Raw genomic sequence first — 24549 nt, 5'->3', positions numbered from 1 at the left:
CAAGGAAGGCAATCGCGCCCGGTGGCGCGGCCGGGCTTCAAACCCGGTTGGGGACGGCAGCCGTTCCCGGGCAGGTTCGACTCCCGCTGCCTTCCGCCATTTTCTTTCGCCTGTTCAGGCCCGTTCGCCGCACAGGTCCAGAGCAAACCACTGCTCTGCTGCATCCACATTCAAGCCCGCCCCCAACAGCGCAACCATCTTGCCCAGCGCTGCCTCACGGGTCATGCCGCCACCACTGACCAATCCGGCCCCGCGCAAGCGGTTACCTGCCGCATAGGTGTCGAATACCACCGAACCTTCAGGACACTGGCTGATAGCCGCCAGCATCACACCGCGCTGGCGCGCCGCGCTCAGAGCATTCAGCAATGCCTGGTCATCCGATGGCCCAGTACCGCTGCCGTAGCATTCCAGCAGCAACCCCTGCACACCGCTGTCGATCAAGCCCTGCAAGTGCCCGGCCTGCAGCCCCGGGAACACTGGCACGACCGCCAGGTTGACCGGCTTGCGCGGCTGCTTGTAGCCCAGCTCGGCAGGGATCATGTCGGCATGCTCACCATCACGATGGCGCGGCAGCGCCGCAAAGGCATCGAACGCCTCGCTGCGCAGCTTCGAGGCCCGGCAGCCATGCAGCAGTTGGCCATGGAAGTAGAGCTGCACGCCATCTTCCAGGCCATGTTCGAACTGGCGCAGCGCACCACACAGGTTGGCCCACGCATCGCTGTCAGCGGCACCCGCCGGCAGCATCGAGCCGGTCAGCAGCACCGGAACCGGCAGCCCCAGCAGCAGGAACGACAATGCCGCAGCGCTGTACGCCATGCTGTCGGTGCCGTGCAGCACCAGCACGCCGTCATGGCCCGCCACATCTACCGCATCGACAATGGCATCGCGCATCGCCAGCCAGTTGTGCTGTTGCATGTTGGCGCTGTCGAGCAGCGGGTTCAGTTCCTGCAGGGTCCATTGCAGCTGGGGCGCATCGGCCATGTGCGCGAAGTGCTCGCGCATCCGTGCTTCAAAACCGCCGGCTGGCGCCAGGCCTTCCGGGGTTTCGAGCATACCGATGGTGCCACCGGTATAGAGAACGAGAAGATTCTTTACGGCACGCATGGAGAACATCCGTAGCGGTGAGCGGAGAAAGAAAAGCCGCCCGCAGAAGGGGCGGCTGGGCAGGGCAGCGTATCAGCGCTGAGGCTGCGCTTGGGCGACTGTTTTGTCAGTGGCTGTTTCCGCCTGCGGATTGGCAGGCCAGGCATTGCGGTCCAGGTCCAGGTCGGCGAACTTGGTCGAATCGAACACCGGCTGCTGGATACCCGCCTTGCGCTGCTCGTCATAGTCGCGCATCACACGCAGGCCGACTTTGAACAGCAGGGCCAGGGCCACCAGGTTGACGAAGGCCAGGCAGGTCATGGTGATGTCGGCGAAGGCGAACACGGTCGACAGGTCTTGCATCGAGCCCCAGACCACCAGTGCCAGCACCAGACCACGGAATACCATCAGTACCACGCGGTTACGGGTGAGGAACTGCAGGCTGTTCTCGCCCAGGTAGTAGTTGTAGAGGATGCAGGTGAACACGAACAGCGACAGTGCAACGCTGACGAACACACGGCCCCAGTCACCGACCACGGCGGCCAGCGAGTTCTGGGTCAGGACAATGCCGTCACCCTCGAAGCCCGGAGTATAGAAGCCCGACAGCAGGATCAGCAGCGCGGTACAGGTGCAGATCACGAAGGTGTCGAGGAACACGCTGAAGGCCTGGACCACGCCCTGGGCGCCCGGGTGTTTCACCGCAGCCACGGCAGCGACGTTTGGCGCACTGCCAAGGCCCGCTTCGTTGGCGAACACGCCACGCTTCACGCCCATGACGATGGCGCTGCCGAGCAGGCCGCCGAAGGCTGGGTCGAGGCCGAAGGCGCTCTTGAAGATGGTTTCCAGCATGGCTGGCACGTGTTCGATCTGGGTGCCGATCACGTACAGGGTCACGCCGATGTAGGCCAGGGTCTTGACCGGTACCAGCAGGTCCGACACCGCAGCGATGCGCTTGATGCCGCCGATGAAGGTGATTGCCAGCAGCACGGCCAGGACAATACCGGTTTGGCTCGGGGCAAAGTTGAAGGCGTTCTGCAGCGAGTGGGTCACGGTGTACGACTGCAGGCCGATGAAGGCGAAGCCGTAGGTGACCAGCAGCAGGATCGAGAACACGATGGCCATGCCTTTGCGGTTCAGGCCATGCTGGATGTAGTAGGCCGGGCCGCCACGGTACAGGCCGTCACCATCGGCGCGCTTGTACACCTGGGCCAGGGTACATTCGAAGAAGCTGCTGGACATGCCCACCAATGCGGTGACCCACATCCAGAACACGGCACCTGGGCCACCCAGGGTCACGGCAATACCGACACCGGCAATGTTACCGGCGCCAACGCGGCCGGCGAGGCTCAGCATCAGGGCCTGGAAGGAGCTCAGCTGGCCTGCCTGGCCACGCAGCGATTCCTTGAACACGGCGAACATGTGGCCGAAATGGCGGAACTGAACGAATCGGGAGCGGATGGTGAAGTAGCTACCCAGCCCTACGATCAGCACGATGAGGAGTTTCCCCGAGAGGAAATCGTTGAGTACTTCGAGCATTGGAGAATGACCTCGATTCTTATTCTTCGTGTGGAAAGACCAGCGGACGGCAGGCGCACCGCTATTCGTTGGGGCGCATGGTTGGCCATGACAAGAGTGGTTACAATTTCGCGGGTTGGTCTCAGTTGGCGCGACTTGATGCTACAATGGCGTCATTCGCGTCACCTGGGTCCCGCACATGAGCGATCATTTCGCTACCAACCTCAAGCTGGCTTGCAGCCACTACCGCTCTATTTCCGAAGTTTGCCGACAGCTGTCGATCAACCGGGCACAGTTCAACAAGTACCTGAGCGGGCAGAGCCGTCCGACGGCTTACAACCTTAAGCGCATCGGTGACTTCTTCGGCGTCGAGGATTACGAACTGAATTTGCCGGCCGAGCAGTTCGCCAGGCTCATCGGCGCACGGGTGTCGACGCTGGCCGACCAGCCCAGCGACCCGATCAGCGAACTGTTCCGTCCGCTGCACGACCACGCCGGCAACCTGTCGCGTTATTGCGGTTACTACTTCGAGTATTCCAACTGCATGTCGGTGCCGGGCACCATCCTGGTGTCGCTGGTGCACCTGTGGGAGGAGCGCGGCCGCTTCCTGTTCGAGCGCCAGGAACGCCAGGAACGCTCCAGCACCACCGACCAGCACGCCGAGGTACGCTGCCGCTACTTGGGGGCTGCGTTCCAGTTGCAGGACCGGCTGTTCCTGATCGACTACGAGTCGCTCACGTACAACGAAATGAGCCAGACCATCCTCATCCCCAGCTTCAAAAGCCGCATCACCCGCCTGAATGGCCTGAAGGCTGGAGTGTCCAGCGGCGACCGACGCAACCCGGCCTGTACCCGGGTGGTGTGGGAGTATCTGGGGGAAGAGATCAATCGCATCAATGCCTATCGGCAGGTAAAACTGTACCGGCCGGATGATCCACGTATAGATGACGATGTACGTGAACGGTTGAGTGTGGGGCCATTGCGCAACAGTTTGTTTGAGATTGAATAGATGTAGCGCTTGCATTGAACCAATTGCTGGTCCGGCTATGCCGGGGCCACACAGTCGTAAAAGCGCGGGCCCCGCTCAAAATACATTCAACCATCACTCAAAATTGCCGTAACCATTCTCCAACTGCGTGCCCATCATTGAACAACAACCTCAAGGACATCAGGCAGCAGACAGTGATGAGCAATGGTCTGATCAGCCGTGGCCCAAAGTAAAGCGCACACCGTGCGCCGAGTTGGGCGCCAAGAATGGCGCAAAATGCCATTACTAAGGCTAAGGGCCATATAATTGCGCCACTGAAGGCAAAGACTGACAGGGCACCAAGGTTGCAAGATGCGTTAAGCAGTTTGCTATTGCATATTGCCTGCATCAGTTGCTGACCCAGCAGCAAGGAAAAGGCCACCATGAAGAATGAACCGGTGCCTGGACCAAAAATGCCGTCGTAAAAACCAATGATTGGGATAATCACCAGCGTAAAGCTTAAGGACGACATGCGCTGCTTACGATCCCGTGCATCAAGCTTGGGACTGAATGCAAAATAGCTTGCAACTGCAATTAGCAAGATTGGAACGGTTAATTCCAGGATGGCTTTGTCGAGCATACTGATCGACAAGGCACCTGCAACACCACCTGTGAATGACAGAATGGCCATTGGCCGGCCTACCTTCCACTGGATCATTCGCTTACGGGCGAACGCCCACACCGCTGAAACACTGGCGGATGAAGCCTGAAATTTGTTGGTAGCCATAGCAGACAATGGATCGATACCTGCAATGAAAAAGGCCGGTAACGTCAGTAAACCCCCGCCTCCTGCAATTGCATCGAAAAAGCCAGCGAGCAATGCGACTGACGCCAGCACCAAGAGTATTGAGACTTCAATTTCCATTTTGCTCCTACCTTACCCGCGTACGATCAGGGGGTCTTGTTGCAGCATCACAGGTTGGGCATCAGGCGAGTAGCCGAATAGCCGAACCAGCAACCTCCGGTTGTCCGTGGGAACTCATTTCGGCTTGATGATGTTTGGATTCATTGCGTAGCAGCCATTTACCGCCCCCTTTGAAATTACCGACTAGGCGTACTTGCATTCCGCAATTGTCAATATCGAATGCGAATGAGCGGTAGTCTACAAGGCTTAAAAGAATTTGGTTTCGTGAGGCCATGTTGATGATAACGGGGTCGTCGTTCATGGTGTCAATGTTTGCCAGGCTCTCTGGCACAGGATCGAAGAGCGGAGGCAGCATTGCAGCGAACTCCAGTGCTGCTGCTTTTCCGGAGGCAAACATTTTTAATAGGTCGAGTTGCTCAACATTTAGTGACCGTTTTATAACTTGTGCTTGGTAGCTTGACATTGCAGCAGCCCCAGCGGCATCCGGGCCTCCAATAGCGGCAGTTTGCTGAATGTTAGGCGAAGAACCTCAGGTGTTGCCTTGGTGTTTACCCCTGTCATTGTTATTTTCCTTGTCTGTAGGGAAAGGTGAAACTTTTTGTTAGAACGCTGAGCATTTAGCCACATATTTTTTACTGATGATGTAGGGCTGCCCCTCTCTGGCTTGTAGGGAAACTCTATGGTCGTGGTAGGAATCGTCCGTGGTGCTGCTGTCAGCCTCAGGGTTGGACTTCCCCGCCCGGAAACCGCAAAATGACCCCTTTCCTTTATCAACCTCTCCGGATCTGCTGACTCTATGCGTATGCGCCTAATGCTGTTGGGTGGTGGCAATGCCCTCGGGCAAGCGCTGATTCGTCTTGGGGCCGAGGAGGACATCGCATTCCTGGCGCCGCGCCCGCCCGAAAACGGCTGGACGCCGGCCAGCCTCACCCAGTTGCTCGACGATCACCGCCCCGACGCCGTGGTCAACCTGGCCTATTACTTCGACTGGTTCCAGGCCGAGTCGGTCAGCGAACAGCGCCTGGCTCAACAGGAGCGGGCAGTAGAGCGGCTCGCAGAGCTGTGCCAGCACCACCAGATCACCCTGGTACAGCCTTCCAGCTACCGCGTGTTCGACGGTTCGCGGGCCACGGCCTACAGCGAAAAGGACGAGCCAGTGCCGTTGGGCCTGCGTGGCCAGGCGTTGTGGCGCATCGAACAGAGCGTGCGTGCGGCCTGCCCGCAGCATGTGCTACTGCGCTTTGGCTGGTTGCTCGACGAAAGCATCGACGGGTCGCTGGGCCGCTTCCTGACCCGTGCCGAGCAACCGCAAGAGCTGCTGCTGGCCGATGACCGGCGTGGTAACCCGACACCGGTCGACGATGCTGCGCGGGTGATCCTGTCGGTGCTCAAGCAGCTCGATTGCACTGCGCCGCTGTGGGGCACCTACCATTACGCCGGCAACGAGGCGACCACGCCGCTGGCGCTAGGCCAGGCGATCCTTGCCGAAGCGGGCCAGTACCGCCAGCTCGCGGTTCAGGCGCCAACGCCACAGGCTCATGCCGCACGGCCGGATGCCAGCGAAGAGCCGCAGCATGCGGTACTGGCCTGCAAGAAAATCCTTCATACCTTCGGCATCAAGCCGCGTGCCTGGCGCGCCGGCCTGCCGCCTCTACTGGACCGGTTCTACCGCCATGGCTGACGCCCCCATCCTGATCACCGGCGGTGCCGGCTTCATTGGCTCCCACCTGTGCGATGCGTTGTTGGACAAAGGCTACGCCGTACGCATTCTCGATGACTTTTCCACTGGCCGGCGCAGTAACCTGCAGGTCGACCACCCACGGCTGGAACTGATCGAAGGCGATGTTGCCGATGCCGGGCTGGTCACCCAGGCCGCAGCCGGCTGCAGTGCCGTGGTGCACCTGGCGGCAGTGGCCTCGGTGCAGGCCTCGGTCGAAGACCCGGTGCGCACACACCAGAGCAATTTCATCGGCACCCTTAACGTGTGCGAAGCGATGCGCGTGCATGGCCTGCGCCGGGTGCTGTTTGCTTCAAGTGCAGCGGTGTACGGCAACAATGGCGAGGGCGAGTCGATTGCCGAAGACACGCCCAAGGCGCCGCTGACCCCCTACGCCGTGGACAAACTGGCCAGTGAGCAATACCTGGACTTCTACCGTCGTCAGCATGGCCTGGAGCCGGTGGTGTTCCGCTTCTTCAATATCTTCGGGCCACGCCAAGATCCGTCTTCGCCGTATTCCGGGGTAATCAGCATCTTCTGCGAGCGCGCGGTGCAGGGCTTGCCGATCACCGTCTTCGGTGATGGCGAACAGACCCGCGACTTTCTTTACGTGGGTGACCTGGTGCAGGTGATGGTGCAGGCGCTGGAACAGCCGCAGGTGGAGGAGGGCGCGGTGAACATCGGCCTCAACCAGGCCACTTCGCTGAACCAGTTGCTGGCGGCGCTGGAGAAGGTGGTGGGGAGCTTGCCGGCGATTAGCTATGTGGCGGCGCGTTCGGGTGACATTCGCCATTCGCGGGCGGATAACCAGCGCTTGCTGGCGCGGTTCGATTTCCCGCAGGCGACGCCGATGGTCGAAGGCCTGGCGCGGCTTCTGGGTAAAAGCTGAAAACGCTGGGGCCGCTAAGCGGCCCCAGAATCAGGCAGTGCATGTCACCAACCAGAGCGTGTTGCTGGCAGGGCGTGGCGCGATGGCTAGCCGATTGATTGGTGCTTATATGTGCTGCTACTCGGTCGGTAGCGGCTTGGGTGCGGTGCTGGCGAGCGGCGTGTATGCCCGATGGGGGTGGCCTGCGGTGTGTGGGCTTGGCATGGCCATCAGTGCGGTTGCGCTGGGGTACTGGCTGTGGCTGCAACGAGAAAGGGCGGCCGAAGCCGCCCTGCCGTGTTCCGGTCAGAACTTGTAGCCAAGGCCGACCATGTACACCCACGGGTCGACGTCTACGTCGACCTTGGTCTTGCTGTAGCCCAGTGCGGTCGGGCCATTGACGCTGGCCTTGGTGTCGATGTCGACATACCAGACCGAGGCGTTGACCAGCAGGTTGTCGGTGAGCATGTAGTCCATGCCCAGCTGGCCGGCAATACCGACCGAGTCTTGCAGCTTGAGGTTGCTGAAGCCTTGTTGCTTGCGTGCGCTGCTCAAGTCTTCGTCAAAGAACAGGGTGTAGTTGATGCCCACGCCGGCGTACGGCTGGAAGCGCGAGTTCGGCTCCATTGGGTAGTACTGCAGCGACAGGGTCGGTGGCAGTTGCTTGATGTCTGCCAGCTTGCCGTCCAGCCCGCCGCCCAGGCCTTTTACGCCCACGGTGTGCTTGAACGGGGTGGCTGCCAGCAGCTCCAGGCCGATGTGGTCGGTGAGCATGTAGGCAAAGGTCAGGCCCAGCTGGGTATCGCTGTCCAGGGTCGCCTTGGTGCCCGACACCTTGTTGCCGTCGAACTTCAGGTCGCCGCTGCTCTCGTTCGGGGCAGTGGTAATGGCGCCTGCGCGCAAAATCATGTCCCCTGCCTGGTAGGCGTGGGCGGCAGGGGCGGCGAGCGCAAGGGCCACAAGCGAGGCGCCGAGCAAGGACTTGTTCATGGAAGCTCCCAAAGGACGTTATTAATCGAGTAGTCCAATGGTACGGAGCTGGTTAAACAGAAAGTTTGACCCAGCTCAAAGAAGCGTCTTCATGAATTCGAAACAGTTCTCATCTCAGCTCATATGCGTAGATTTTCTCGGCCTCCATCTGGTAACCGGCATCGGCCAGTTCGCTGCTGGAGGCTCTAACCTGCATCTTTCCCTCGATCCAGTAGGGCTGGTAGAGGTCTTCGACGCGTACGCCCATTTCGCTGAAAATATGCACGATCTGGTTTGACGGTGGCGGGGGCACGTGGATGCACGCGCCGTAGTACGGCACCAGCAGGAACTCGGTGGTGCGGCCTTCTTCGCTGACCTCAAGCGGCACGATGTAGCCGGGCAGTTTGATTTGCTGGCCGTCAAGGCTTTTCACCACGGGCGCGTCGGGGGCTTGCTGGCGCGCGGGTGGGGCGGACTCGGCAGACAGGGCGTTGCTGAGCTGTGACATGTCATGCAGCGGCGCCAGTTGTGGCGGGATGACCGGGGCGCCTTCGGGGATCAGGGCGGGCCAGTCCAGCTCCTTGGGTTCGGCGGCCCACAGAGGCATCGCTATCAGCAATAGCAGGGCCAGCAACATGAGCATTGCAGGCCTTTTCGCGGGCGTGCCCGCGAAGCAGGCGATGAGGTTTCTGATCATTGCAGGCTCTTAAAGATGAATGGACAGGCCATCAGCCAGCGACTGCCTGTAGGCTCGCCAAGCCGGCACGCTACCCATCAGCAACGCAGCCCCCAGGATGATAGCCAGCAAGGTCCATTCATGGGTACTCGGCAGGGCCAGTGGCAGATACAAACCATAGTTGGCCTGCACATACCCTTGTGCCAAGGCGATACCCGCATACAGCAGGCCCAGCCCGGCCACGATCCCGACCGCCGCCAGTGACAGTGCCTCCAGCACCAGCAGCCCCGCGATATGCCACGGCCTGGCCCCGACCGACCGCAAGATTGCCATTTCTCGCCGGCGCTCGTTGAGGCTGGTGAGAATGGCCGTGAGCATGCCGATCAGGCCAGTCAGCACCACGAACAGCGACACCACGAACAACGCCTGTTCCGCCGTGCCCATCAGGCTCCACAACTCTTGCAGGGCCACCCCAGGCAGGATCGCCAGCAGCGGCTCGCTGCGATATTCGTTGATTTCCCGCTGTAGGCTGAACGTCGCGATCTTGTTGTTCAGGCCCAGCATGAACGCGGTGATGGCGGCAGGTTGCAGGTCCATCGTGCGTGCCTGCTCTGCACTGATGCGCCCGGCGCCACGGGCCGGTACGCCGTTGTGCCAGTCGATATGGATAGCCTCCATGCCGCCCAGGCTGATATGCAGTGTGCGGTCGACCGGTGTGCCGGTGCGCTTGAGCACGCCAACCACGGTGAACGGCTTGTCGTCATGCTTGACCAGGCTGATCGCTGCCACGCCATGGGCCAGCACCAGCTTGTCACCCAGCTTGTAGTGCAATGCCTCGGCGACTTCGGCACCGAGTACCACCTCGAACGGGTCGCTGGCGAACTCACGCCCCTGGCTCAATTCCAGGTGCTGACGGCGGCCGTATTGGTAATGCTCGAAGTAATCCGTCGTGGTGCCCATCACCCGGTAGCCGCGATGCGAGTCGCCCAGCGAGATAGGGATCGCCCACTTCACCCGCGGGTCCTGCGCATAGTGCTGGAAGCTGTCCCAGCGGATGTTGTTGGTCGCGTTGCCAATGCGGAATACCGAATACAGCAGCAGGTTCACCGAGCCGGAGCGGGCGCCGACAATCAGGTCGGTACCGCTGATGGTGCTGGCGAAGCTGGCGCGGGCCTCGGTGCGAACGCGCTCCACGGCCAGCAGCAGGCACACCGACAGGGCGATGGCAAACGCGGTGAGGAAGGCGGTGAAACGGCGGTTGGCCAGGCTGGCCAAGGCAAGGCGGAGCAGGTACATCAGGCCTCCCGGGGCTTGGCGGCGCGGTTGAGGTCGGCCAGGGAAAGGTGGCGGTCGAACAGTGGCGCCAGGCTCTGGTCGTGGCTGACGAACAGCAGGCTGGCACCGGCGGCGCGGCATTCTTCGAACAGCAGGCGGATGAACGCTTCACGGGTATCGGCGTCCAGCGCCGAGGTCGGTTCGTCGGCGATCACCAACTCGGGCTGGCCGATCAGTGCGCGGGCGGCGGCCACCCGTTGTTGCTGGCCGATCGACAGGCTGTCGGCGCGGCGGGCGAGCAGGCCGGAGTCATCCAGCCCCAGGTGGGCCAGCAACGTGCTGGCTGCCTGGTCGACACTGCCATGGCGCTGCTCGGCGCGGGCCTTGCGGCTGCTTGAGAAGCGGCAGGGCAGTTCGACGTTTTCGCGTACCGACAGGAACGGCAGCAGGTTGAACTGTTGGAAGATATAACCCGTGTGGTCGACGCGGAAGCGGTCACGCGCACCCTGGCCCAGGCTGCCAAGGTCCTGGCCAAGCAACTGGATGCGGCCCTGAGCCGGTACGTTCACGCCGCCCAGCAGGCCCAGCAAGGTGGTCTTGCCACTGCCGCTGGGGCCTTTGAGGAACAGGGCTTCACCCGTGTCCAGGTGGAAGGCCGGAATATCCAGCAGCGGCGGCTGACCTGGCCAGGCGTATACCAGGTCGTGCAGTTCGATCAGCGACTGGCTCATTCAGAAAGCGACCGCTGCCTTGGCCGGCGTGGCTTCCACACCTTTCTGGCCATTCGGGCCGATCAGTTGCACGTTGATCTTCTGAGTGGCCGGGAAGGCCTTGAACAGCGGCGCGAGGTCCACTTGCGCCAGTTTGTCGGGGTTGGCGCAGGTCAGCTGGTAGTGGGCGCCGATGTCGCTGTGCTGGTGGCCGTGCTCATGTTCGTCGCCATCTTCGTCGGCTTTCGGGGCGTCACCGAACAGCGGGCTTTCCAGTTCTTGCTGATCCTCTTTGCAGCCAGCGGCAGCAGAAAGGCCGAACAGCTTCAGGGGTTGTTCGAGCTGCTGGCGCACGGCGGCGACCTTGGCCTTGTCGGCATCGCTGTTGGCGGCATGTTCGAAGCCGACCAGGTTCATTGCCGGGCTGTCCAGTTCCAGCTCCAGGGTATTGCCATCGAGCACGGCGTTGAGCTTGGCGACGCCATGCTCGTGGGCGCCGAGGGTGCCATGGGCGGGGTCGTGATCATGGTCATCGTGGGCATGGGCCACGGCCAGTGGCAGCAAGGCGAAGGGCAGGGCAAGCAGCAGGCGACGCATGGACGGCTCCGGGGCGGGCTGAAGGAATGGGTTATGTTATAACAACTTTTCTGCGCGCCGCCAGCCTGCGTGGCGCAGGTTTCATGTTGCGGTAGCATGGGTGCATTGACCTGGGTTCAAGGAATGCATCATGAGAATTCGTGGACAGATTGGTAACTGGCCGGTGGACCTGACCATCGAGTTGGCGCCTGAGGAGTGGGCGCAGTTGGGGCGGCAGGTTGAGGTGCCAGTGGTGGCGCAGGCCGCAGCAACGCAAACCGTGGCGGCATCGAGACAGGATGATGGGCAATGGACTGCCGCACGTGAGGTGTTGCGCCTGGCGGGGCAGATGAGCGGGCCGGAATTGTTGGACAGGCTGGAGGGACTGGCGGGGAGTGCGGCGGCGGGCAAGCGGCTGCTGGTGCGCTTGCGGCACAGCAGTGAAGTGAAAGTGGAAAGTGGCGTGGATGCGCCGGTTTATCACTGGGTGGGGTAAAAGGGTCAGAATTTTGGGGCCGCAAAGCGGCCCCCGGCATTCTCAGAACATCGCCGCCGACAGCTTGCGGCGATACACGCCAACCAGCGGGTGATCGCCGCCGAGCAACTCGAACACCTGCAGCAACGCCTTCTGCGGCAGCCCGTTCTCATAGCCACGGTTACGCTGGAACAGCTTCAGCAACCCCTCCAGCGCCGCCTCATACTGCTGACGCGCCAGCTGCTGAATGCTCAGCTGATAAGCCGCTTCGTCATCCTGTGGGTTCTGTGCCAGGCGGCTTTTCAGGTCCGCCACTTCTGGCAGGCTGGCTGCCTGGCGCAGGAAGGTCAGCTGGGCCTTGGCACCGGCCAGTGCAGCCTTGTGCTCATCAGTCTTGACCGCATCCAGCACCACTTGGGCCTCGCCCAGCTCACCACGCTCGGCCAGGCAGCGGGCGTACAGGATCAGCGCCTCGGCATTGCTGTTGTCCTCACCCAGCAGCGCCTGCAACAGCGCTTCGGCTTCGGCAAAGCGGCTTTCGGCGAACAGCGCCTTGGCCTGTTCCAGTGGCGAAGCTGCAGGTGCGGCAGGCATCTGCACATGCGGTTCGAGCATGGCGCGAATCGCTGATTCCGGCTGGGCACCGGCAAAGCCGTCAACCGGCTGGCCGTCCTTGAACAGCACCACGGTCGGCAGGCTGCGGATGCCGAACTGGGCAACCACCTGTTGCTCCACGTCGCAGTTGATCTTGGCCAGCAGCAACTCGCCTTGGTAACCCTCGGCGATCTTGGCCAGCAATGGCATCAGCGCCTTGCACGGCGCACACCACTCGGCCCAGAAGTCCACCAGCACCGGCTTGTGGAAGGAGTTCTCGATCACCAGTTGCTGGAAGGTGGCATCTGTAGCGTCGAAAATGTAAGGCGTGTCTTGGGTCATCGCGACTCTCGCAAACTCGTGTATGGCACCACTATAAGGTGTCGCGGCTGGCGTGGTACAGGCTGACCCTGCGGAATTCGTGTGGCTCGGCCAGGTCTGGCAGGGTCAGCGCTTCGAGCACGCCCAACTGCTGGTACAGCGGGTGGCTGAAGTCGCGTACCCGCGAGTCGGCCACCAACGCCTGGCGGCCGCGACAGAGGAAGGCATCCAGCAGCGGCAGGTTGGCGCGGTCGTACAACACATCGGCAACCAGGATCAGGTCGAAACGGTCGTCTTCGGCAAAGAAGTCGCTGCTGTAGTTCAGCTCAACCCCGTTCAGCGCGGCATTGGCGCGGCAGGCATCGAGGGCCAGCGGGTCGAGGTCGCAGGCCACCACTTCCCGCGCACCCGCGCGTGCGGCGGCAATGCCGGCGACTCCGGAGCCGGCGCCAAAGTCCAGCACGCGCTTGCCTGCCACCCATTCAGGGCGTTCGGCCAGGTAGCGGGCCATGGCCAGGCCGCTGGCCCAGCAAAAGCTCCAGTAGGGCGGCTCTTCAAGAATGCGCCGGGTTTCTTCGCTGCTGAAGGCGCGGTCCATGTTCTGGTCGTCGATCAGCCACAGCTTCAGGTCGCAGCCGGGTAGCTCGCTGACCACCAGACGCGCTTCGCCGATCAGGCCACTGAGGGCCTGTTGCAGGGCCAGCGGAGCCACTTACGGCGCCTTCTCGAAACGCAGCGGGCCGGTGCCCTGTGTCTGGGCTTGGGTAATGCGCACCGGTGGCAGGTGCATGATCAGCTGGCCGGAGCTGCTGGCCCGGCCACGCAGCTCGACCCGCGCACCGGCCGGGAAGGCCTCGGGGTTGAAGCGCAGGTGGTAGGGCAGGGCCTGGCCGGTACCGGTCAGGTTACTGCTGGCCAGCAGGCGTTGCGGGCGGTCGCGTTCGTCGATGACCAGCAAGGCAAGCTCCACGTCGGCACCGGCCGGGATTTCCAGCAAGGTGCCACTCAGTTCGCGCTGGTAGGCCGGCAACGGGCCGAGTACTTCGGCCTGTTTGGCCGCGCGGGCTGGCGTGGGCGCCGCAGGTGTATCGGTTTTGGGCCTGTCGCTGCCGCAAGCGGCGAGCAGGGCGGCGCAGCACAGCACGACGAGCGCTCGGTAATGCATGGGGTAGTCCTTCGCGGGCAGAATTCCCATGGATGTTAACCCCTTTGGCTTGTCTTGCCAGTGCAATGCGCTACCATGGCCCTCCCTTTTTTTGTTGCCTGCCACCATGCACTGTCCCTTTTGCGGTGCCAACGACACCAAGGTCATCGACTCTCGCCTCGTCGCCGAGGGCGAGCAGGTGCGCCGCCGCCGCGAATGCGTGGCCTGTGGCGAGCGTTTCACCACCTTCGAAACCGCCGAGCTGGTGCTGCCCCGGCTGATCAAGCAGGACGGCACACGCCAGCCCTTCGACGAAGACAAGCTGCGTGCCGGCATGCAACGGGCCCTGGAGAAGCGCCCGGTCAGCGTCGAGCGCCTGGAAGCGGCCCTGGCGCACATCAAGAGCCGGCTGCGCGCCACTGGCGAGCGCGAGGTGAAATCGCTGGTGGTGGGTGAAATGGTCATGGCCGAGCTGCGCAAGCTCGACGAAGTGGCCTACATCCGCTTTGCCTCGGTGTACCGGCGCTTCCAGGACCTGGACGAGTTCCGCGAAGAAATCGACCGCCTGGCCCGTGAGCCAGCTAAAGAGTGAACATGCCCAGCCAAGCCGCCATCCTTGACGCCCATTACATGGCCCGCGCGCTGGAGCTGGCGCGCAAAGGCCTGTACACCACCCACCCGAACCCGCGTGTAGGCTGCGTGATCGTGCGCGACGGCGAAGTGGTCGGCGAAGGCTGGCACGTGCGCGCCGGCGAGCCGCATGCCGAAGTGCATGCCCTGCGCCAGGCCGGTGAGCGTGCCCGTGGTGCCTGCGCCTACGTCACCCTGGAGCCGTGCAGCCACCATGGCCGCACGCCGCCCTGTGCCGAAGCGCTGGTCAAGGCCGGTGTGGCGCGTGTGGTGGCCGCCATGCAGGACCCTAACCCGCAAGTGGCGGGGCAAGGCCTGCGGCGTTTGGCCGAGGCGGGTATCGTAGTGGCCAGCGGCGTGCTCGAAGCCGATGCCCGCGCACTCAACCCGGGCTTTCTCAAGCGCATGGAACATGGCCTGCCGTTCGTGCGCGCCAAGCTGGCCATGAGCCTGGATGGCCGCACCGCCATGGCCAGTGGCGAAAGCCAGTGGATCACCGGCCCGGCTGCCCGTTCCGCAGTGCAGCGCCTACGCGCCCGTTCCAGCGTGGTGCTGACCAGCGCTGCCAGTGTGCTGGCCGACAACGCCCGCATGACCGTGCGCGGTGACGAGTTGGGCCTGGACCCCGAAACCACCGCCCTGGCGCTCAGCCGCACACCGCTGCGCGTGCTGGTCGATGGCCGATTGCGCCTGCCACTGGATGCACCGTTCTTCCAGGCCGGCCCGGTGCTGGTGGTGACGGCTGTCGCAGATGACCCGCGCTATGCCGCTGCCGGCCACGAGTTGCTCAGCCTGCCGGGTGACAATGGCCAGGTCGATCTGCCTGCGCTGCTGCAAGCCCTGGCGGCCCGTGGCGTCAACGAAATCCTGCTGGAAGCCGGTGCGGGCCTGGTGGGTGCTTTTGCCCGGCAAGGCCTGGTCGACGAGTTCCAGCTGTTCGTCGCCGGCACTATCCTCGGCTCCAACGCCCGCCCGTTGCTGGACTGGCCGCTGGACAAGATGAGCGAAGCACCGCGGCTGAAAATTACCGAAATGCGCGCAGTGGGCGATGACTGGCGGGTCACGGCCATCCCCCTGCCGGCGCCCGGCGTATAATGCCGGGCTTGCCCCGTGCAAACCGTTTTTGAGGAAGACCCCATGTTCACCGGCATCATCGAATCCATCGGCACCATCCGCAGCCTCACCCCCAAGGGTGGCGACGTGCGCGTCTACGTCGAAACCGGCAAGCTCGACCTGGGTGACGTCAAGCTCGGCGACAGCATCGCCGTCAACGGTGTGTGCCTGACCGCTGTCGAACTGCCGGGTGACGGCTTCTGGGCCGACGTCAGCGTCGAAACCCTCAAGCGCACCGCGTTCATCGACCTCAAGAGTGGCAGCAAGGTCAACCTGGAAAAGGCCCTGACCCCCACCACCCGCCTGGGCGGGCACCTGGTCAGCGGCCACGTCGACGGTGTTGGTGAAATCATCTCGCGCAGCGATAACGCCCGCGCCATCCAGTTCCGCGTGCGTGCCCCCAAGGAACTGGCCAAGTACATCGCCCACAAGGGTTCGATCACCGTCGACGGCACCAGCCTGACGGTCAATGAGGTCAATGGCGCCGAGTTCGAGCTGACCATTGTCCCGCACACCCTGTCCGAAACCATCATGGCCGACTACCGCGCAGGGCGTCGGGTAAACCTTGAGGTCGACCTGCTGGCCCGTTACCTGGAGCGCTTGCTGCTGGGTGACAAGGCCGCTGAACCGAGCAAGGGCAGTGGCATTACCGAAAGCTTCCTGGCCGCCAACGGCTTCTTGAAATCCTGATTGAGAAGGGGGTGCCGCGTGGCGCTCAACAGCATCGAAGAACTGGTCGAAGACATCCGCCAGGGCAAAATGGTCATCCTCATGGATGACGAAGACCGCGAAAACGAAGGCGACATCATCATGGCAGCCGAGTGCTGCCTGCCCGAGCACATCAACTTCATGGCCAAGCACGCCCGTGGCCTGATCTGCATGCCGATGACCCGCGAGCGTTGCGAAACGCTGAAGCTGCCGCTGATGGCGCCGCGCAACGGCTCGGGCTTCGGCACCAAGTTCACCGTGTCGATCGAAGCCGCCGAAGGCGTCACCACCGGCATTTCCGCCGCTGACCGCGCCCGCACCGTGCAGGCTGCCGCCGCCAAGGATGCCAAGGCCGAAGACATTGTCAGCCCAGGCCACATCTTCCCGTTGATGGCCCAGCCTGGCGGTACCCTGGCCCGCGCCGGCCACACCGAAGCCGCCTGCGACCTGGCGCGCATGGCCGGTTTCGAGCCAAGCGGCGTCATCTGCGAAGTGATGAACGACGACGGCACCATGTCGCGCCGCGCGGAACTGGAAGTGTTCGCCGCCGAGCACGGCCTGAAGATCGGCACCATCGCCGACCTCATTCACTACCGCATGATCCACGAACGCACTGTGCAGCGCGTTTCCGAACAGCCGGTGGAAAGCGAGCTGGGTGAGTTCAACCTGGTCACCTACCGCGACGCGGTGGAAGGCGACGTGCACATGGCCCTGACCCTGGGCAAGATCTGCGCTGAAGAGCCGACCCTGGTGCGCGTGCACAACATGGACCCGCTGCGCGACCTGCTGCTGGTCAAGCAGCCGGGCCGCTGGAGCCTGCGTGCGGCCATGGCTGCCGTGGCCGAGGCCGGCAGCGGCGTGGTGCTGCTGCTGGGCCACCCGCTGGACGGCGACGTGCTGCTGGCGCACATCCGCGAAAGTGCGGGCGATGCGCCGGCCAAGGCACCGACCACCTACAGCACCGTGGGTGCCGGTTCGCAGATCCTGCGGGACCTCGGTGTGCGCAAGATGCGCCTGATGAGTTCGCCGATGAAGTTCAATGCGATATCCGGATTCGATCTGGAAGTTGTAGAATACGTGCCCTCCGAGTGACTTGAGGCGGCAGTGACGCCCTCCAGCTCGAGTCCATACCCCTGTCGAGGCCGCCAGCATGCGGCCTCGCTCTTGAAGATGAGAATATCGGAATGACCCTGAAGACCATCGAAGGTACCTTCATCGCCCCCAAAGGTCGCTATGCTTTGGTGGTTGGCCGCTTCAACAGCTTCGTCGTCGAAAGCCTGGTAAGCGGTGCCGTTGATGCCCTGGTACGCCACGGTGTCAGCGAAAGCGACATCACCATCATCCGTGCCCCGGGTGCATTCGAAATCCCGCTGGTGGCACAGAAGGTCGCCCAGCAAGGCGCCTACGACGCGATCATTGCCCTGGGCGCCGTGATCCGTGGTGGTACCCCGCACTTCGAATACGTGGCGGGCGAATGCACCAAGGGCCTGGCCCAGGTGTCCATGGAGTTCGGTGTTCCGGTGGCCTTCGGCGTACTGACCGTCGACTCCATCGAGCAAGCCATCGAGCGTTCCGGCACCAAGGCCGGCAACAAAGGTGCTGAAGCTGCCCTGTCCGCTCTGGAAATGGTCAGCCTGCTGGCGCAGTTGGAGGCCAAGTGATTAGCGACGAAAGCGATCGTTTCAACCCGCGCGATCCAAAACCTGCGGATGCCGGCAAACCCTCGAAGAGCGCCAAGCGCCGCGAAGCCCGCAAGCTCGCGACCCAGGCCCTCTACCAGTGGCACATGGCCCAGCATTCGCTGAACGAGATCGAAGCGCAGTTCCGGGTGGATAACGATTTCACCGATGTCGACGGTGCCTATTTCCGCGAGATCCTGCATGGGGTCCCGGCAATCAAGGGCGAAATCGACAAGGCGCTGGTGCCTTGCATGACTATCGCACTGGAAGAGCTCGACCCGGTCGAACTGGCCGTGCTGCGTCTGTCCACCTGGGAACTGATCAAGCGCGTCGATGTGCCTTACCGCGTCGTGATCAACGAAGGTGTCGAGCTGGCCAAGGTCTTCGGTGCCACCGATGGCCACAAGTTCGTCAACGGCGTGCTGGACAAGCTCGCTCCGGCCCTGCGTGAAGCAGAAGTCAAGGCGAACAAGCGCTGATTCCGGCGCTGCCTGCCCATGGGTGAGTTCGAGCTGATCAACCATTACTTCGCCGCCGCGCCCTGTGCGCAGGGCGGCGAGGGCGTGGCACTGGGGATCGGTGACGACTGCGCCCTGCTGCAGCTTCCCCCAGGCGAGCAACTGGCGGTGTCGACCGATACCCTGGTCGCCGGGGTGCACTTTCCTGCGGTCTGCGATCCGCTTCTGCTGGGCCAGCGCTCGTTGGCCGTGGCGGCCAGTGACCTGGCGGCCATGGGCGCGACCGCAATCGGCTTCACCCTCGCCCTGACCCTGCCGGATGTTGGCCCAGACTGGCTGGCCGCCTATGCGGACGGCCTAAGCCGCATGGCCCATCGCTGCCGCATGAGCCTGATCGGGGGGGATACCACCCGGGGGCCGCTGAGCATCACCGTTACCGTGTTCGGCCGCGTGCCGGCTGGCCAGGCGTTGCGCCGCAGCGGTGCACGGCCAGGCGACTTGCTGTGCGTCGGCGGTGTGCTGGGCAAGGCCGCCGGTGCATTGCCGCTGGTGCTGGGTGAGCGCGAGGCACCCGCCGAGCTGGCTGAGCCGCTGCTTGCCCATTACTGGTCGCCGATGCCGCAGCTCACCCTGGGCACGCTCCTGCGCGGCCAGGCTACCGCTGCCCTGGACATCTCCGATGGCCTGCTCGCAGATTGTGGGCATATCGCCAAGGCGTCCGGCGTGGCGCTGGAGGTGAACCTGGCCCAGGTGCCAGTGTCTCCTGCTGTAGAGGCGTTCCTCGGCCGCGAGGCGGCAGTGCAGGCTGCGCTTGCGGGTGGCGACGATTACGTGCTCGCCTTCACGCTGCCACCTGAGGCGCTGCCGCCCTTGGCCAACCTCGGTTTCGTCGAGGTGCACACCATTGGCCGCGTGCTCGAAGGGCAGGGTGTAACCTTGCGCGACGCGCAGGGCCGGGACATCACCCCCGTTCAGCGGGGCTATCAACACTTTAGGGAGACACCGTGACCGATCACCCCAACCAGGTGCCTGCGGAGTTCGTTCCGCCTTCGGTCTGGCGCAACCCGTGGCACTTCATCGCTTTCGGCTTCGGGTCCGGCACCTTGCCCAAGGCCCCGGGCACCTGGGGTTCGCTGGTGGCCATACCGTTCATCCCGTTGTGGCAGATGCTGCCCGACTGGGGGTACTGGCTGCTGCTCGGCGTGAGCATGCTGTTTGGCTTCTGGTTGTGCGGCAAAGTCGCCAATGACTTGCGCGTACACGACCATGAAGGCATTGTCTGGGATGAGATTGTCGGCATGTGGATCACCCTCTGGCTGGTGCCGGAAGGCTGGCAGTGGCTGCTGGCAGGGTTTCTGATGTTCCGCTTCTTCGACATCCTCAAGCCGTGGCCGATCCGCTGGATCGACCGCCATGTGCACGGGGGCGTCGGCATCATGCTCGACGATATCCTGGCCGGTGTGTTCGCGTGGCTGGGCATGCAGGTTCTGGTGTGGGCGGTTGCCTGAAACAGGGAGCATGTGAATGGCCATAAGGACTGTGCTGCTGGCAATGCTGCTGAGTGTCGCCCCGTGGGTGAACGCTGCTGACGGTGTGCCGAAGCAGATCCACTTGGTCAGCGAGGAGTGGCTTGATTACACCAACGCCGACGGTAGCGGGATCGCCTGGGACGTGCTGCGCAAGGTGTTCGAGCCGGCCGGGGTCAAGGTGGTGACCCAGAGCGCGCCCTACAGCCGGGCGGTCGGGCTGGTCAAACGCGGCGAAGCCGATGCCTGGGTCGGCTCGTACAAGGACGAGAACGACGACAACCTGTACCCGCGCTGGCACTTCGACATGGACCATATCTACGCCCTGGGGCTGGCCAGCAAGCCTGTTCCGACTCCAGAGAACGTTGGCAAATACCGCCTGGCCTGGGTACGAGGCTATGACTACGGCAGCTACCTGCCGGATGTGCATGAGTTTCGTGAGATTCAGCGCCGCGAAGGCATCTTGCCGATGCTCGAGCATGACCGTGTGGACTTCTACATCGATGCACAGACTGAAGTCGATTATGTGCTGAGCCAGTCTTCGCAGCCTGAGCGCTTCCGTCGTACCCATGTGGCCGAACTTCCGCTGTACCTGGCTTTTGCCCGAAGCGACCAGGCCAAGGCCCTGCGCAACCTGTTCGACAAGCGCATGGCCGAATTGGTGCGCAGTGGCGAGCTGAAGCCGATTTTCGAACATTGGAAGCAGCCCTATCCGTTCACTGCGGACAGTCGCCCCCATTGAGAGAGGGGCGCTTTTGGCCCCATCATCGCTGCTAAGCATCGAACTTTTCGATCTTAACCCACCGTATTCAGCCCGCCCACAGCCTGCAACTGGCTGATACAATCGGCCCACGAGAAATTTTCAACTTATTCCAGGAGCACAACGTGCCCGTCGTCTTTGTTGCCGCCTCTAAACTCCCGACTCCCTTCGCGACCTTCACCATGCATGGCTTTCTCGACGAAGCCACTGGCCGTGAGCATGTAGTGCTCAGCCTGGGTGACATCGCGGACGGCCAGCCGGTGCTGGGGCGCCTGCACTCCGAGTGCCTGACCGGCGATGCCCTGTTCAGCCAGCGTTGCGACTGTGGTTCGCAGCTGGAAGCCGCACTGCAGGCCATCGCCCGTGAAGGCCGTGGCGTGCTGCTGTACCTGCGCCAGGAAGGCCGTGGCATTGGCCTGCTGAACAAGATCCGCGCCTACGAGCTGCAAGATGGCGGCGCCGACACCGTCGAAGCCAACGAGCGCCTGGGCTTTGCCGCCGACCAGCGTGACTACGCCATGTGCCTGCCGATGCTGGAACACCTGGGCGTGAAGTCGCTGCGCCTGATGACCAATAACCCGCGCAAGGTCAAAGCCCTGACCGACATGAACATCGTGGTTGCCGAGCGTGTGCCGCTGCACACCGGCCACAACCCACACAACCGCTACTACCTGGCGACCAAGGCCGGCAAACTGGGCCACATGCTGGGCAACGAACACCAGGGCGAGGCGCCCCAGGCGTGACCCGCGCCGAGGTCAAGCAGCGCCTGGCGCTGGCCTGGTGGCAGTACCTGGCAGTGGGCCTGGTGCCGCTGCCGGTGATGGCCTGGGCCTTTGGTGGCGGTGACGCACTGATCCCGGTGCTGGCCATGCCACTGTTCATTGCTGGCGCGGCGACCATGTTCCTCAGCCTGCCGCGTTTCGGGGCTTACAAGCGTGCGCTGATCGCCACTTCCAAGGTACTTGGCACGGGCGAAGAGCCCGCCGCCTGGATCGAACTGGCGCGGGTTCGGCGCATGGCCATGCTGTACGCCTGCTTCCCGGCCTGGGTTGCCGCGCTGTCGGTGCTGGTCGGCCTCGAAGCGGTGCCGCAGATCCTGCTGGCGCTGTCCACCGTGGTGGTGCTGTACCTCTATCGCATTCCGCGGCAGCTCGGTTAATGCGTCTGCTGGCTGGCCTTCTGGTGCTGGTTGCCTGCACCGCACTGGCCGCTGAACCCATGCGGGTCGTCAGTCTGGCACCGTCGATGACCGAAATCATGCTCGAGCTGCAGGCCGACGACCTGCTGGTGGGTGTGCTCGACGGTGGCGAACGGCCGGCGGCGCTGCGCGACCTGCCCTCGGTCGGGCGCCAAGGGCAACTGGACATGGAGCGCCTGCTCAGCCTGCGCCCCGACCTGTTGCTGCTGTGGCCTGGCAGCGTGCCGCCCGCCCAGCGCGACCAGCTCAAGCGCCTGGGCATTGCCACTTTCAGTGCCGAACCCCATGACATCGAGCAACTGATTGAACAGATCGAGGCCATTGCCGGGCGCATCGGGCGTGCCGAGCAAGGCCATGCGTACGCTCAAACCCTGCGCAATCGGCTGCAGCAGTTGCGCCAGCAGTACCGGCGAGACGAGCCCTTGCAGGTGTTCTATCAAGTGTGGGATCGGCCGTTGTACACCTTGGGTGGCCGGCAGGTGGTCAGCGACGCCTTGGCCGTGTGCGGGGCGCGCAATGTGTTCGCCGACCTCAGTCAGCCAGCGCCGCAGGTGAACGTGGAGTCTGTACTGCTGCGTAATCCGCAGGTCATCCTGGCGGGCGATCAAGTACAGCTGGCGAGCTGGAAGGCCTGGCCGCAACTGCGTGCGGTTGCCGATGGCCGCCTGCTGGTGGTGCCCGACAAGGGGCTAGAGCGGCCCAGCGGGCAGATGATCGAAGCCACCGCCCGCTTGTGCGCGTTGCTCGCGGCTAAAGCGCCGGCGTCCAGGTAACGCTGAACAGCAGTGTGCGGCCCTCTTCGCGGTACGGGTGGTAGGCGCCTTCATAGCTATAAAGGGCACGGTTGTAGGCGCGGTCCAGCAGGTTATCCAGCTTTGCTTCCAGTTTCACTTCATCCGTGGCTGCCCAGCTACCGCGCAAACCGAGCAGGCCATAGCCGCCGATGCGGTTGCGGTTGGCTTCATCGTCATAGCTGCTGCTGACCGCTTGCCAGCTTGCCCCCACGCTGAAACGGCCCAGTTCACGGTCCAGGTCCAGGCTCAGTGTGCGGCGGGCACGGCGGGCGAGGGTGTGGCCACTGTCGCGGTCACGTGGGTCGATCAGTGCCAGGCCCAGCTGGCTGCGCCACGCCCCCCATTGTTGCGCCAAGGCCATTTCGAAGCCGTTGATGCGCGCCGAGGCGACGTTGCGCGGTATCGAGTCCTGGCCGAACACGATCGCATCGCGCAAATCAGTGCGGTACAGCGAGGCTTCCAGGCGGCTGTCTGTTGTCAGCTGGCTGCGCCATTGCAGCTCGTAGCTTCTGGAATGTTCGGGGTCCAGGTCCGGGTTGCTGAACTGAGGGTAATACAGGTCATTGAAGGTTGGCGCCCGAAAGCCTTCGCTGTAGGACAGCAGCACGTCGTTCTGCGCATTCAACGGTACGGTCAGGCTGCCGCTCCAGGTGGTCTGGCCGCCGAACTGCTGGTTACGGTCATGGCGCACGCCCACTTCGGTGGAAAACTGCTCGCCCCGGTAACGGTGCTGTAGGAAGACGGCACGGTTCCAGCGGCTGTCCTCGGTGAAATCGGTGCTGGCGTGCACGCGGTCTTCGTACCAGTCGCCGCCGAGCAGCAGGCTGTGTTGCTCGCCCAGCGCAAGGTCGTTCTGCCAGGTGACCTGGTCCCGGTAGGTGTTGAACACAAAGCGTTCGGCGCTGAGCTTGTCGCGCTTGTCGTCACGGTTTTCGCTGTGGGCCAGTTCCAGCCGCGAATGCCAGGTTTCGGTAAGCTGGGCATCGAAGTAACTGCCCAGGCTGCTGACGCTGAAATCGGTGTAGGGCTTTTGCCCGAAGCTTTCAAAGGTGACCGGGTCGAAACCGCCGAACGGGTTGTCGTACTCGCTACGGCCGCGGCTATCGAGCAGGTTCAGGCCGGCCTCGAAACGCTCGTCAAAAGTGTGGCTCAGGCTCAGGTTCAGCGACTTGTTGCGGTAGGCATCGTGGTCACCATCGCTGGTGAAAGACGGCCCGGTCGAGTCGATGCCGGCAGTTTCATCCAGGCTGGCGCCCAGGTTGAAGCGGGTCGCATCGTTGCCGCCAGAAAGCCCCAGGCTGCGTTGGAATGTCTGGTTGCTGCCAGCGGCCAGGCGCAGGCGCGGCTGCAGGCCGGGGCCATTACTACGGCGGGTAAAGATCTGGATCACCCCGCCAATGGCATCGCTGCCATACACCGCCGAGCGCGAGCCGCGCAGCACTTCGACACGCTCGATCTGGTCGACGTCTAGAAACTGCAGGCCGCTGTCGCCGGAGGTGGCGTTGGCGATGCGCATACCATCGACCAGCACCAGGCTTTGGGCGGCCTTGGTGCCGCGGATGAAGATGCCCGGCAGGCTGCCGCGTCCACCGGTCGGGGCCACTTGTACGCCGGGCGCGCGGGCGAGCAGGTCGGTGACGCTGGTGGGTTGCAGGCGGTCGATGTCGGTGCGGGTGAAGACGGTGTTGGCGGCGCTGGTGGCTGTGCGTGATTCGACTTGGCGGCTGGCGCTAATGAGTACGTCGGGGAGCTTGAGGGCGTCGTCGCGTTCGGCGGCCAGCAGCGTGAGAGGGAGGCAAAGCAGGGTGGCAAAGGTTGGGTTTCTCATTTTCTGCACCATAGCATTCGCGGGCACGCCCGCTCCCACA

General features: G+C 63.2%; 29 protein-coding genes, 1 tRNA gene and 1 pseudogene. 18 read left to right on the top strand and 13 right to left on the bottom strand.

The window, feature by feature from the left end; all coding sequences use genetic code 11:
• Positions 1-3: 3 nt before the first annotated feature.
• A tRNA-Sec gene (locus D8767_RS26435) sits at positions 4-99 on the top strand.
• A gap of 15 nt (positions 100-114) precedes the next feature.
• On the opposite strand, the gene D8767_RS26430 is transcribed toward D8767_RS26435, so the two are convergent.
• A complete protein-coding gene (locus D8767_RS26430; protein WP_016715337.1) occupies positions 115-1113 on the bottom strand; it encodes an asparaginase in 999 nt (332 codons plus the stop codon).
• A gap of 63 nt (positions 1114-1176) precedes the next feature.
• Positions 1177-2619 (bottom strand): sodium:alanine symporter family protein, encoded by a 1443-nt coding sequence (locus D8767_RS26425; protein WP_016715338.1) that lies wholly within the window; start codon positions 2617-2619, stop codon positions 1177-1179.
• Between the two features lie 178 nt (positions 2620-2797).
• Here D8767_RS26425 and D8767_RS26420 point away from each other — a divergent pair, with 178 nt between their 5' ends.
• On the top strand, positions 2798-3607 hold the full coding sequence (locus tag D8767_RS26420; protein WP_016715339.1) for a helix-turn-helix transcriptional regulator: 810 nt from the start codon (positions 2798-2800) through the stop codon (positions 3605-3607).
• Positions 3608-3704: 97 nt separating this feature from the next.
• Here the strand turns inward: D8767_RS26420 and D8767_RS26415 are convergent, their stop codons facing one another.
• Both D8767_RS26415 and D8767_RS28880 read right to left on the bottom strand, forming a co-directional pair.
• Positions 3705-4490, bottom strand: coding sequence for a TSUP family transporter (locus D8767_RS26415; protein WP_016715340.1), 786 nt, complete (start codon positions 4488-4490; stop codon positions 3705-3707).
• A 61-nt stretch (positions 4491-4551) separates the two neighbouring features.
• Positions 4552-4953, bottom strand: a complete 402-nt coding sequence (locus D8767_RS28880; RefSeq protein ID WP_141745098.1) for a hypothetical protein — start codon at positions 4951-4953, stop codon at positions 4552-4554.
• A 333-nt stretch (positions 4954-5286) separates the two neighbouring features.
• Between D8767_RS28880 and D8767_RS26410 the strand changes: the two genes are divergently transcribed.
• The 3 genes and pseudogenes from D8767_RS26410 to D8767_RS29410 form a co-directional block, all read left to right on the top strand.
• On the top strand, positions 5287-6171 hold the full coding sequence (locus D8767_RS26410; protein ID WP_016715343.1) for a sugar nucleotide-binding protein: 885 nt from the start codon (positions 5287-5289) through the stop codon (positions 6169-6171).
• The gene (locus D8767_RS26405; RefSeq protein WP_016715344.1) at positions 6164-7096 is read left to right on the top strand and encodes an NAD-dependent epimerase/dehydratase family protein; all 933 of its coding nucleotides are present in this window, start codon (positions 6164-6166) and stop codon (positions 7094-7096) included. Before D8767_RS26410 ends, D8767_RS26405 begins: the two co-directional genes overlap by 8 nt.
• Positions 7097-7127: 31 nt before the next feature.
• Positions 7128-7394 (top strand): annotated as a pseudogene (locus D8767_RS29410) (MFS transporter); the annotation flags it as partial.
• On the opposite strand, the gene D8767_RS26395 reads toward D8767_RS29410, so the two are convergent.
• The 5 genes from D8767_RS26395 to D8767_RS26375 form a co-directional block, all read right to left on the bottom strand.
• Positions 7382-8065: an OmpW family protein gene (locus tag D8767_RS26395; RefSeq protein WP_014589498.1), complete on the bottom strand. Its 684-nt coding sequence runs from the start codon at positions 8063-8065 to the stop codon at positions 7382-7384. The pseudogene D8767_RS29410 and the gene D8767_RS26395 sit on opposite strands and share 13 nt — an antisense overlap.
• 109 nt (positions 8066-8174) lie before the next feature.
• Positions 8175-8687, bottom strand: coding sequence for a DUF3299 domain-containing protein (locus tag D8767_RS26390; protein ID WP_028699117.1), 513 nt, complete (start codon positions 8685-8687; stop codon positions 8175-8177).
• Between the two features lie 63 nt (positions 8688-8750).
• Complete coding sequence (locus D8767_RS26385) at positions 8751-10016, bottom strand: ABC transporter permease (RefSeq protein WP_016715347.1); 1266 nt, start codon at positions 10014-10016, stop codon at positions 8751-8753.
• Complete coding sequence (locus D8767_RS26380; RefSeq protein WP_016715348.1) at positions 10016-10726, bottom strand: ABC transporter ATP-binding protein; 711 nt, start codon at positions 10724-10726, stop codon at positions 10016-10018. Before D8767_RS26380 ends, D8767_RS26385 begins: the two co-directional genes overlap by 1 nt.
• Complete coding sequence (locus tag D8767_RS26375; protein WP_016715349.1) at positions 10727-11302, bottom strand: DUF2796 domain-containing protein; 576 nt, start codon at positions 11300-11302, stop codon at positions 10727-10729.
• Between the two features lie 130 nt (positions 11303-11432).
• Between D8767_RS26375 and D8767_RS26370 the strand changes: the two genes are divergently transcribed.
• Positions 11433-11777 (top strand): hypothetical protein, encoded by a 345-nt coding sequence (locus tag D8767_RS26370; protein WP_016715350.1) that lies wholly within the window; start codon positions 11433-11435, stop codon positions 11775-11777.
• 42 nt (positions 11778-11819) lie between these two features.
• Here the strand turns inward: D8767_RS26370 and trxA are convergent, their stop codons facing one another.
• The 3 genes from trxA to D8767_RS26355 are packed head-to-tail and all read right to left on the bottom strand — an operon-like array spanning position 11820 to position 13836.
• On the bottom strand, positions 11820-12692 hold the full coding sequence (gene trxA, locus D8767_RS26365) for a thioredoxin (RefSeq protein WP_016715351.1): 873 nt from the start codon (positions 12690-12692) through the stop codon (positions 11820-11822).
• A 31-nt stretch (positions 12693-12723) separates the two neighbouring features.
• Complete coding sequence (locus D8767_RS26360; protein ID WP_016715352.1) at positions 12724-13383, bottom strand: methyltransferase; 660 nt, start codon at positions 13381-13383, stop codon at positions 12724-12726.
• Positions 13384-13836, bottom strand: coding sequence for a YbaY family lipoprotein (locus D8767_RS26355; RefSeq protein WP_016715353.1), 453 nt, complete (start codon positions 13834-13836; stop codon positions 13384-13386).
• Between the two features lie 106 nt (positions 13837-13942).
• On the opposite strand from D8767_RS26355, the gene nrdR reads away from it, so the two are divergent.
• From nrdR to D8767_RS26295, 12 genes are all read left to right on the top strand, one after another.
• Entirely contained in the window at positions 13943-14407 is a 465-nt protein-coding gene (gene nrdR, locus D8767_RS26350; RefSeq protein WP_009685710.1) for a transcriptional regulator NrdR, read from the top strand.
• Positions 14408-14409: 2 nt separating this feature from the next.
• The gene (gene ribD / locus D8767_RS26345; RefSeq protein WP_016715355.1) at positions 14410-15540 is read left to right on the top strand and encodes a bifunctional diaminohydroxyphosphoribosylaminopyrimidine deaminase/5-amino-6-(5-phosphoribosylamino)uracil reductase RibD; all 1131 of its coding nucleotides are present in this window, start codon (positions 14410-14412) and stop codon (positions 15538-15540) included.
• Between the two features lie 42 nt (positions 15541-15582).
• The gene (locus tag D8767_RS26340; RefSeq protein ID WP_003255399.1) at positions 15583-16248 is read left to right on the top strand and encodes a riboflavin synthase; all 666 of its coding nucleotides are present in this window, start codon (positions 15583-15585) and stop codon (positions 16246-16248) included.
• Between the two features lie 18 nt (positions 16249-16266).
• On the top strand, positions 16267-17358 hold the full coding sequence (gene ribBA, locus D8767_RS26335) for a bifunctional 3,4-dihydroxy-2-butanone-4-phosphate synthase/GTP cyclohydrolase II (RefSeq protein ID WP_016484697.1): 1092 nt from the start codon (positions 16267-16269) through the stop codon (positions 17356-17358).
• Between the two features lie 92 nt (positions 17359-17450).
• On the top strand, positions 17451-17927 hold the full coding sequence (ribE, locus tag D8767_RS26330) for a 6,7-dimethyl-8-ribityllumazine synthase (protein ID WP_003255395.1): 477 nt from the start codon (positions 17451-17453) through the stop codon (positions 17925-17927).
• Positions 17924-18424, top strand: coding sequence for a transcription antitermination factor NusB (gene nusB / locus D8767_RS26325; RefSeq protein WP_003255393.1), 501 nt, complete (start codon positions 17924-17926; stop codon positions 18422-18424). Before ribE ends, nusB begins: the two co-directional genes overlap by 4 nt.
• A gap of 18 nt (positions 18425-18442) precedes the next feature.
• Positions 18443-19411, top strand: coding sequence for a thiamine-phosphate kinase (gene thiL / locus D8767_RS26320; protein ID WP_016715356.1), 969 nt, complete (start codon positions 18443-18445; stop codon positions 19409-19411).
• Positions 19408-19911 carry a phosphatidylglycerophosphatase A gene (locus tag D8767_RS26315; protein ID WP_003255391.1) on the top strand — a complete coding sequence of 168 codons (504 nt, stop codon included), beginning with the start codon at positions 19408-19410 and terminating at the stop codon, positions 19909-19911. Before thiL ends, D8767_RS26315 begins: the two co-directional genes overlap by 4 nt.
• 16 nt (positions 19912-19927) lie before the next feature.
• Entirely contained in the window at positions 19928-20671 is a 744-nt protein-coding gene (locus D8767_RS26310) for an ABC transporter substrate-binding protein (protein WP_016715357.1), read from the top strand.
• Positions 20672-20814: 143 nt separating this feature from the next.
• Positions 20815-21432 carry a GTP cyclohydrolase II gene (ribA, locus tag D8767_RS26305; RefSeq protein WP_012270291.1) on the top strand — a complete coding sequence of 206 codons (618 nt, stop codon included), beginning with the start codon at positions 20815-20817 and terminating at the stop codon, positions 21430-21432.
• Positions 21429-21848: a hypothetical protein gene (locus tag D8767_RS26300; protein ID WP_016715358.1), complete on the top strand. Its 420-nt coding sequence runs from the start codon at positions 21429-21431 to the stop codon at positions 21846-21848. Before ribA ends, D8767_RS26300 begins: the two co-directional genes overlap by 4 nt.
• A complete protein-coding gene (locus tag D8767_RS26295; RefSeq protein ID WP_016715359.1) occupies positions 21848-22660 on the top strand; it encodes a cobalamin-binding protein in 813 nt (270 codons plus the stop codon). The genes D8767_RS26300 and D8767_RS26295 overlap by 1 nt, the downstream gene beginning before the upstream one ends.
• Here D8767_RS26295 and D8767_RS26290 read toward each other — a convergent pair.
• A complete protein-coding gene (locus tag D8767_RS26290; RefSeq protein ID WP_016715360.1) occupies positions 22638-24509 on the bottom strand; it encodes a TonB-dependent receptor domain-containing protein in 1872 nt (623 codons plus the stop codon). The genes D8767_RS26295 and D8767_RS26290 overlap by 23 nt on opposite strands.
• Positions 24510-24549: the final 40 nt, after the last annotated feature.

The sequence above is a fragment of the Pseudomonas sp. LTGT-11-2Z genome, from assembly GCF_003691445.1.
Classification (GTDB): domain Bacteria; phylum Pseudomonadota; class Gammaproteobacteria; order Pseudomonadales; family Pseudomonadaceae; genus Aquipseudomonas; species Aquipseudomonas monteilii.
The sequence above is the reverse complement of the archived record's forward strand: the minus strand, read 5'-3'. Positions and strand labels throughout refer to the sequence as shown.

What these genes read in the sequence shown, in the direction of transcription:
- D8767_RS26430 (WP_016715337.1), bottom strand. Translation starts at nt 1,113, where the DNA reads ATGTTCTCCATGCGTGCCGTAAAGAATCTTCTCGTTCTCTATACCGGT.
- D8767_RS26425 (WP_016715338.1), bottom strand. Translation starts at nt 2,619, where the DNA reads ATGCTCGAAGTACTCAACGATTTCCTCTCGGGGAAACTCCTCATCGTG.
- D8767_RS26420 (WP_016715339.1), top strand. Translation starts at nt 2,798, where the DNA reads ATGAGCGATCATTTCGCTACCAACCTCAAGCTGGCTTGCAGCCACTAC.
- D8767_RS26415 (WP_016715340.1), bottom strand. Translation starts at nt 4,490, where the DNA reads ATGGAAATTGAAGTCTCAATACTCTTGGTGCTGGCGTCAGTCGCATTG.
- D8767_RS28880 (WP_141745098.1), bottom strand. Translation starts at nt 4,953, where the DNA reads ATGTCAAGCTACCAAGCACAAGTTATAAAACGGTCACTAAATGTTGAG.
- D8767_RS26410 (WP_016715343.1), top strand. Translation starts at nt 5,287, where the DNA reads ATGCGTATGCGCCTAATGCTGTTGGGTGGTGGCAATGCCCTCGGGCAA.
- D8767_RS26405 (WP_016715344.1), top strand. Translation starts at nt 6,164, where the DNA reads ATGGCTGACGCCCCCATCCTGATCACCGGCGGTGCCGGCTTCATTGGC.
- D8767_RS26395 (WP_014589498.1), bottom strand. Translation starts at nt 8,065, where the DNA reads ATGAACAAGTCCTTGCTCGGCGCCTCGCTTGTGGCCCTTGCGCTCGCC.
- D8767_RS26390 (WP_028699117.1), bottom strand. Translation starts at nt 8,687, where the DNA reads ATGCTCATGTTGCTGGCCCTGCTATTGCTGATAGCGATGCCTCTGTGG.
- D8767_RS26385 (WP_016715347.1), bottom strand. Translation starts at nt 10,016, where the DNA reads ATGTACCTGCTCCGCCTTGCCTTGGCCAGCCTGGCCAACCGCCGTTTC.
- D8767_RS26380 (WP_016715348.1), bottom strand. Translation starts at nt 10,726, where the DNA reads ATGAGCCAGTCGCTGATCGAACTGCACGACCTGGTATACGCCTGGCCA.
- D8767_RS26375 (WP_016715349.1), bottom strand. Translation starts at nt 11,302, where the DNA reads ATGCGTCGCCTGCTGCTTGCCCTGCCCTTCGCCTTGCTGCCACTGGCC.
- D8767_RS26370 (WP_016715350.1), top strand. Translation starts at nt 11,433, where the DNA reads ATGAGAATTCGTGGACAGATTGGTAACTGGCCGGTGGACCTGACCATC.
- trxA (WP_016715351.1), bottom strand. Translation starts at nt 12,692, where the DNA reads ATGACCCAAGACACGCCTTACATTTTCGACGCTACAGATGCCACCTTC.
- D8767_RS26355 (WP_016715353.1), bottom strand. Translation starts at nt 13,836, where the DNA reads ATGCATTACCGAGCGCTCGTCGTGCTGTGCTGCGCCGCCCTGCTCGCC.
- nrdR (WP_009685710.1), top strand. Translation starts at nt 13,943, where the DNA reads ATGCACTGTCCCTTTTGCGGTGCCAACGACACCAAGGTCATCGACTCT.
- ribD (WP_016715355.1), top strand. Translation starts at nt 14,410, where the DNA reads ATGCCCAGCCAAGCCGCCATCCTTGACGCCCATTACATGGCCCGCGCG.
- D8767_RS26340 (WP_003255399.1), top strand. Translation starts at nt 15,583, where the DNA reads ATGTTCACCGGCATCATCGAATCCATCGGCACCATCCGCAGCCTCACC.
- ribE (WP_003255395.1), top strand. Translation starts at nt 17,451, where the DNA reads ATGACCCTGAAGACCATCGAAGGTACCTTCATCGCCCCCAAAGGTCGC.
- thiL (WP_016715356.1), top strand. Translation starts at nt 18,443, where the DNA reads ATGGGTGAGTTCGAGCTGATCAACCATTACTTCGCCGCCGCGCCCTGT.
- D8767_RS26310 (WP_016715357.1), top strand. Translation starts at nt 19,928, where the DNA reads ATGGCCATAAGGACTGTGCTGCTGGCAATGCTGCTGAGTGTCGCCCCG.
- D8767_RS26295 (WP_016715359.1), top strand. Translation starts at nt 21,848, where the DNA reads ATGCGTCTGCTGGCTGGCCTTCTGGTGCTGGTTGCCTGCACCGCACTG.
- D8767_RS26290 (WP_016715360.1), bottom strand. Translation starts at nt 24,509, where the DNA reads ATGAGAAACCCAACCTTTGCCACCCTGCTTTGCCTCCCTCTCACGCTG.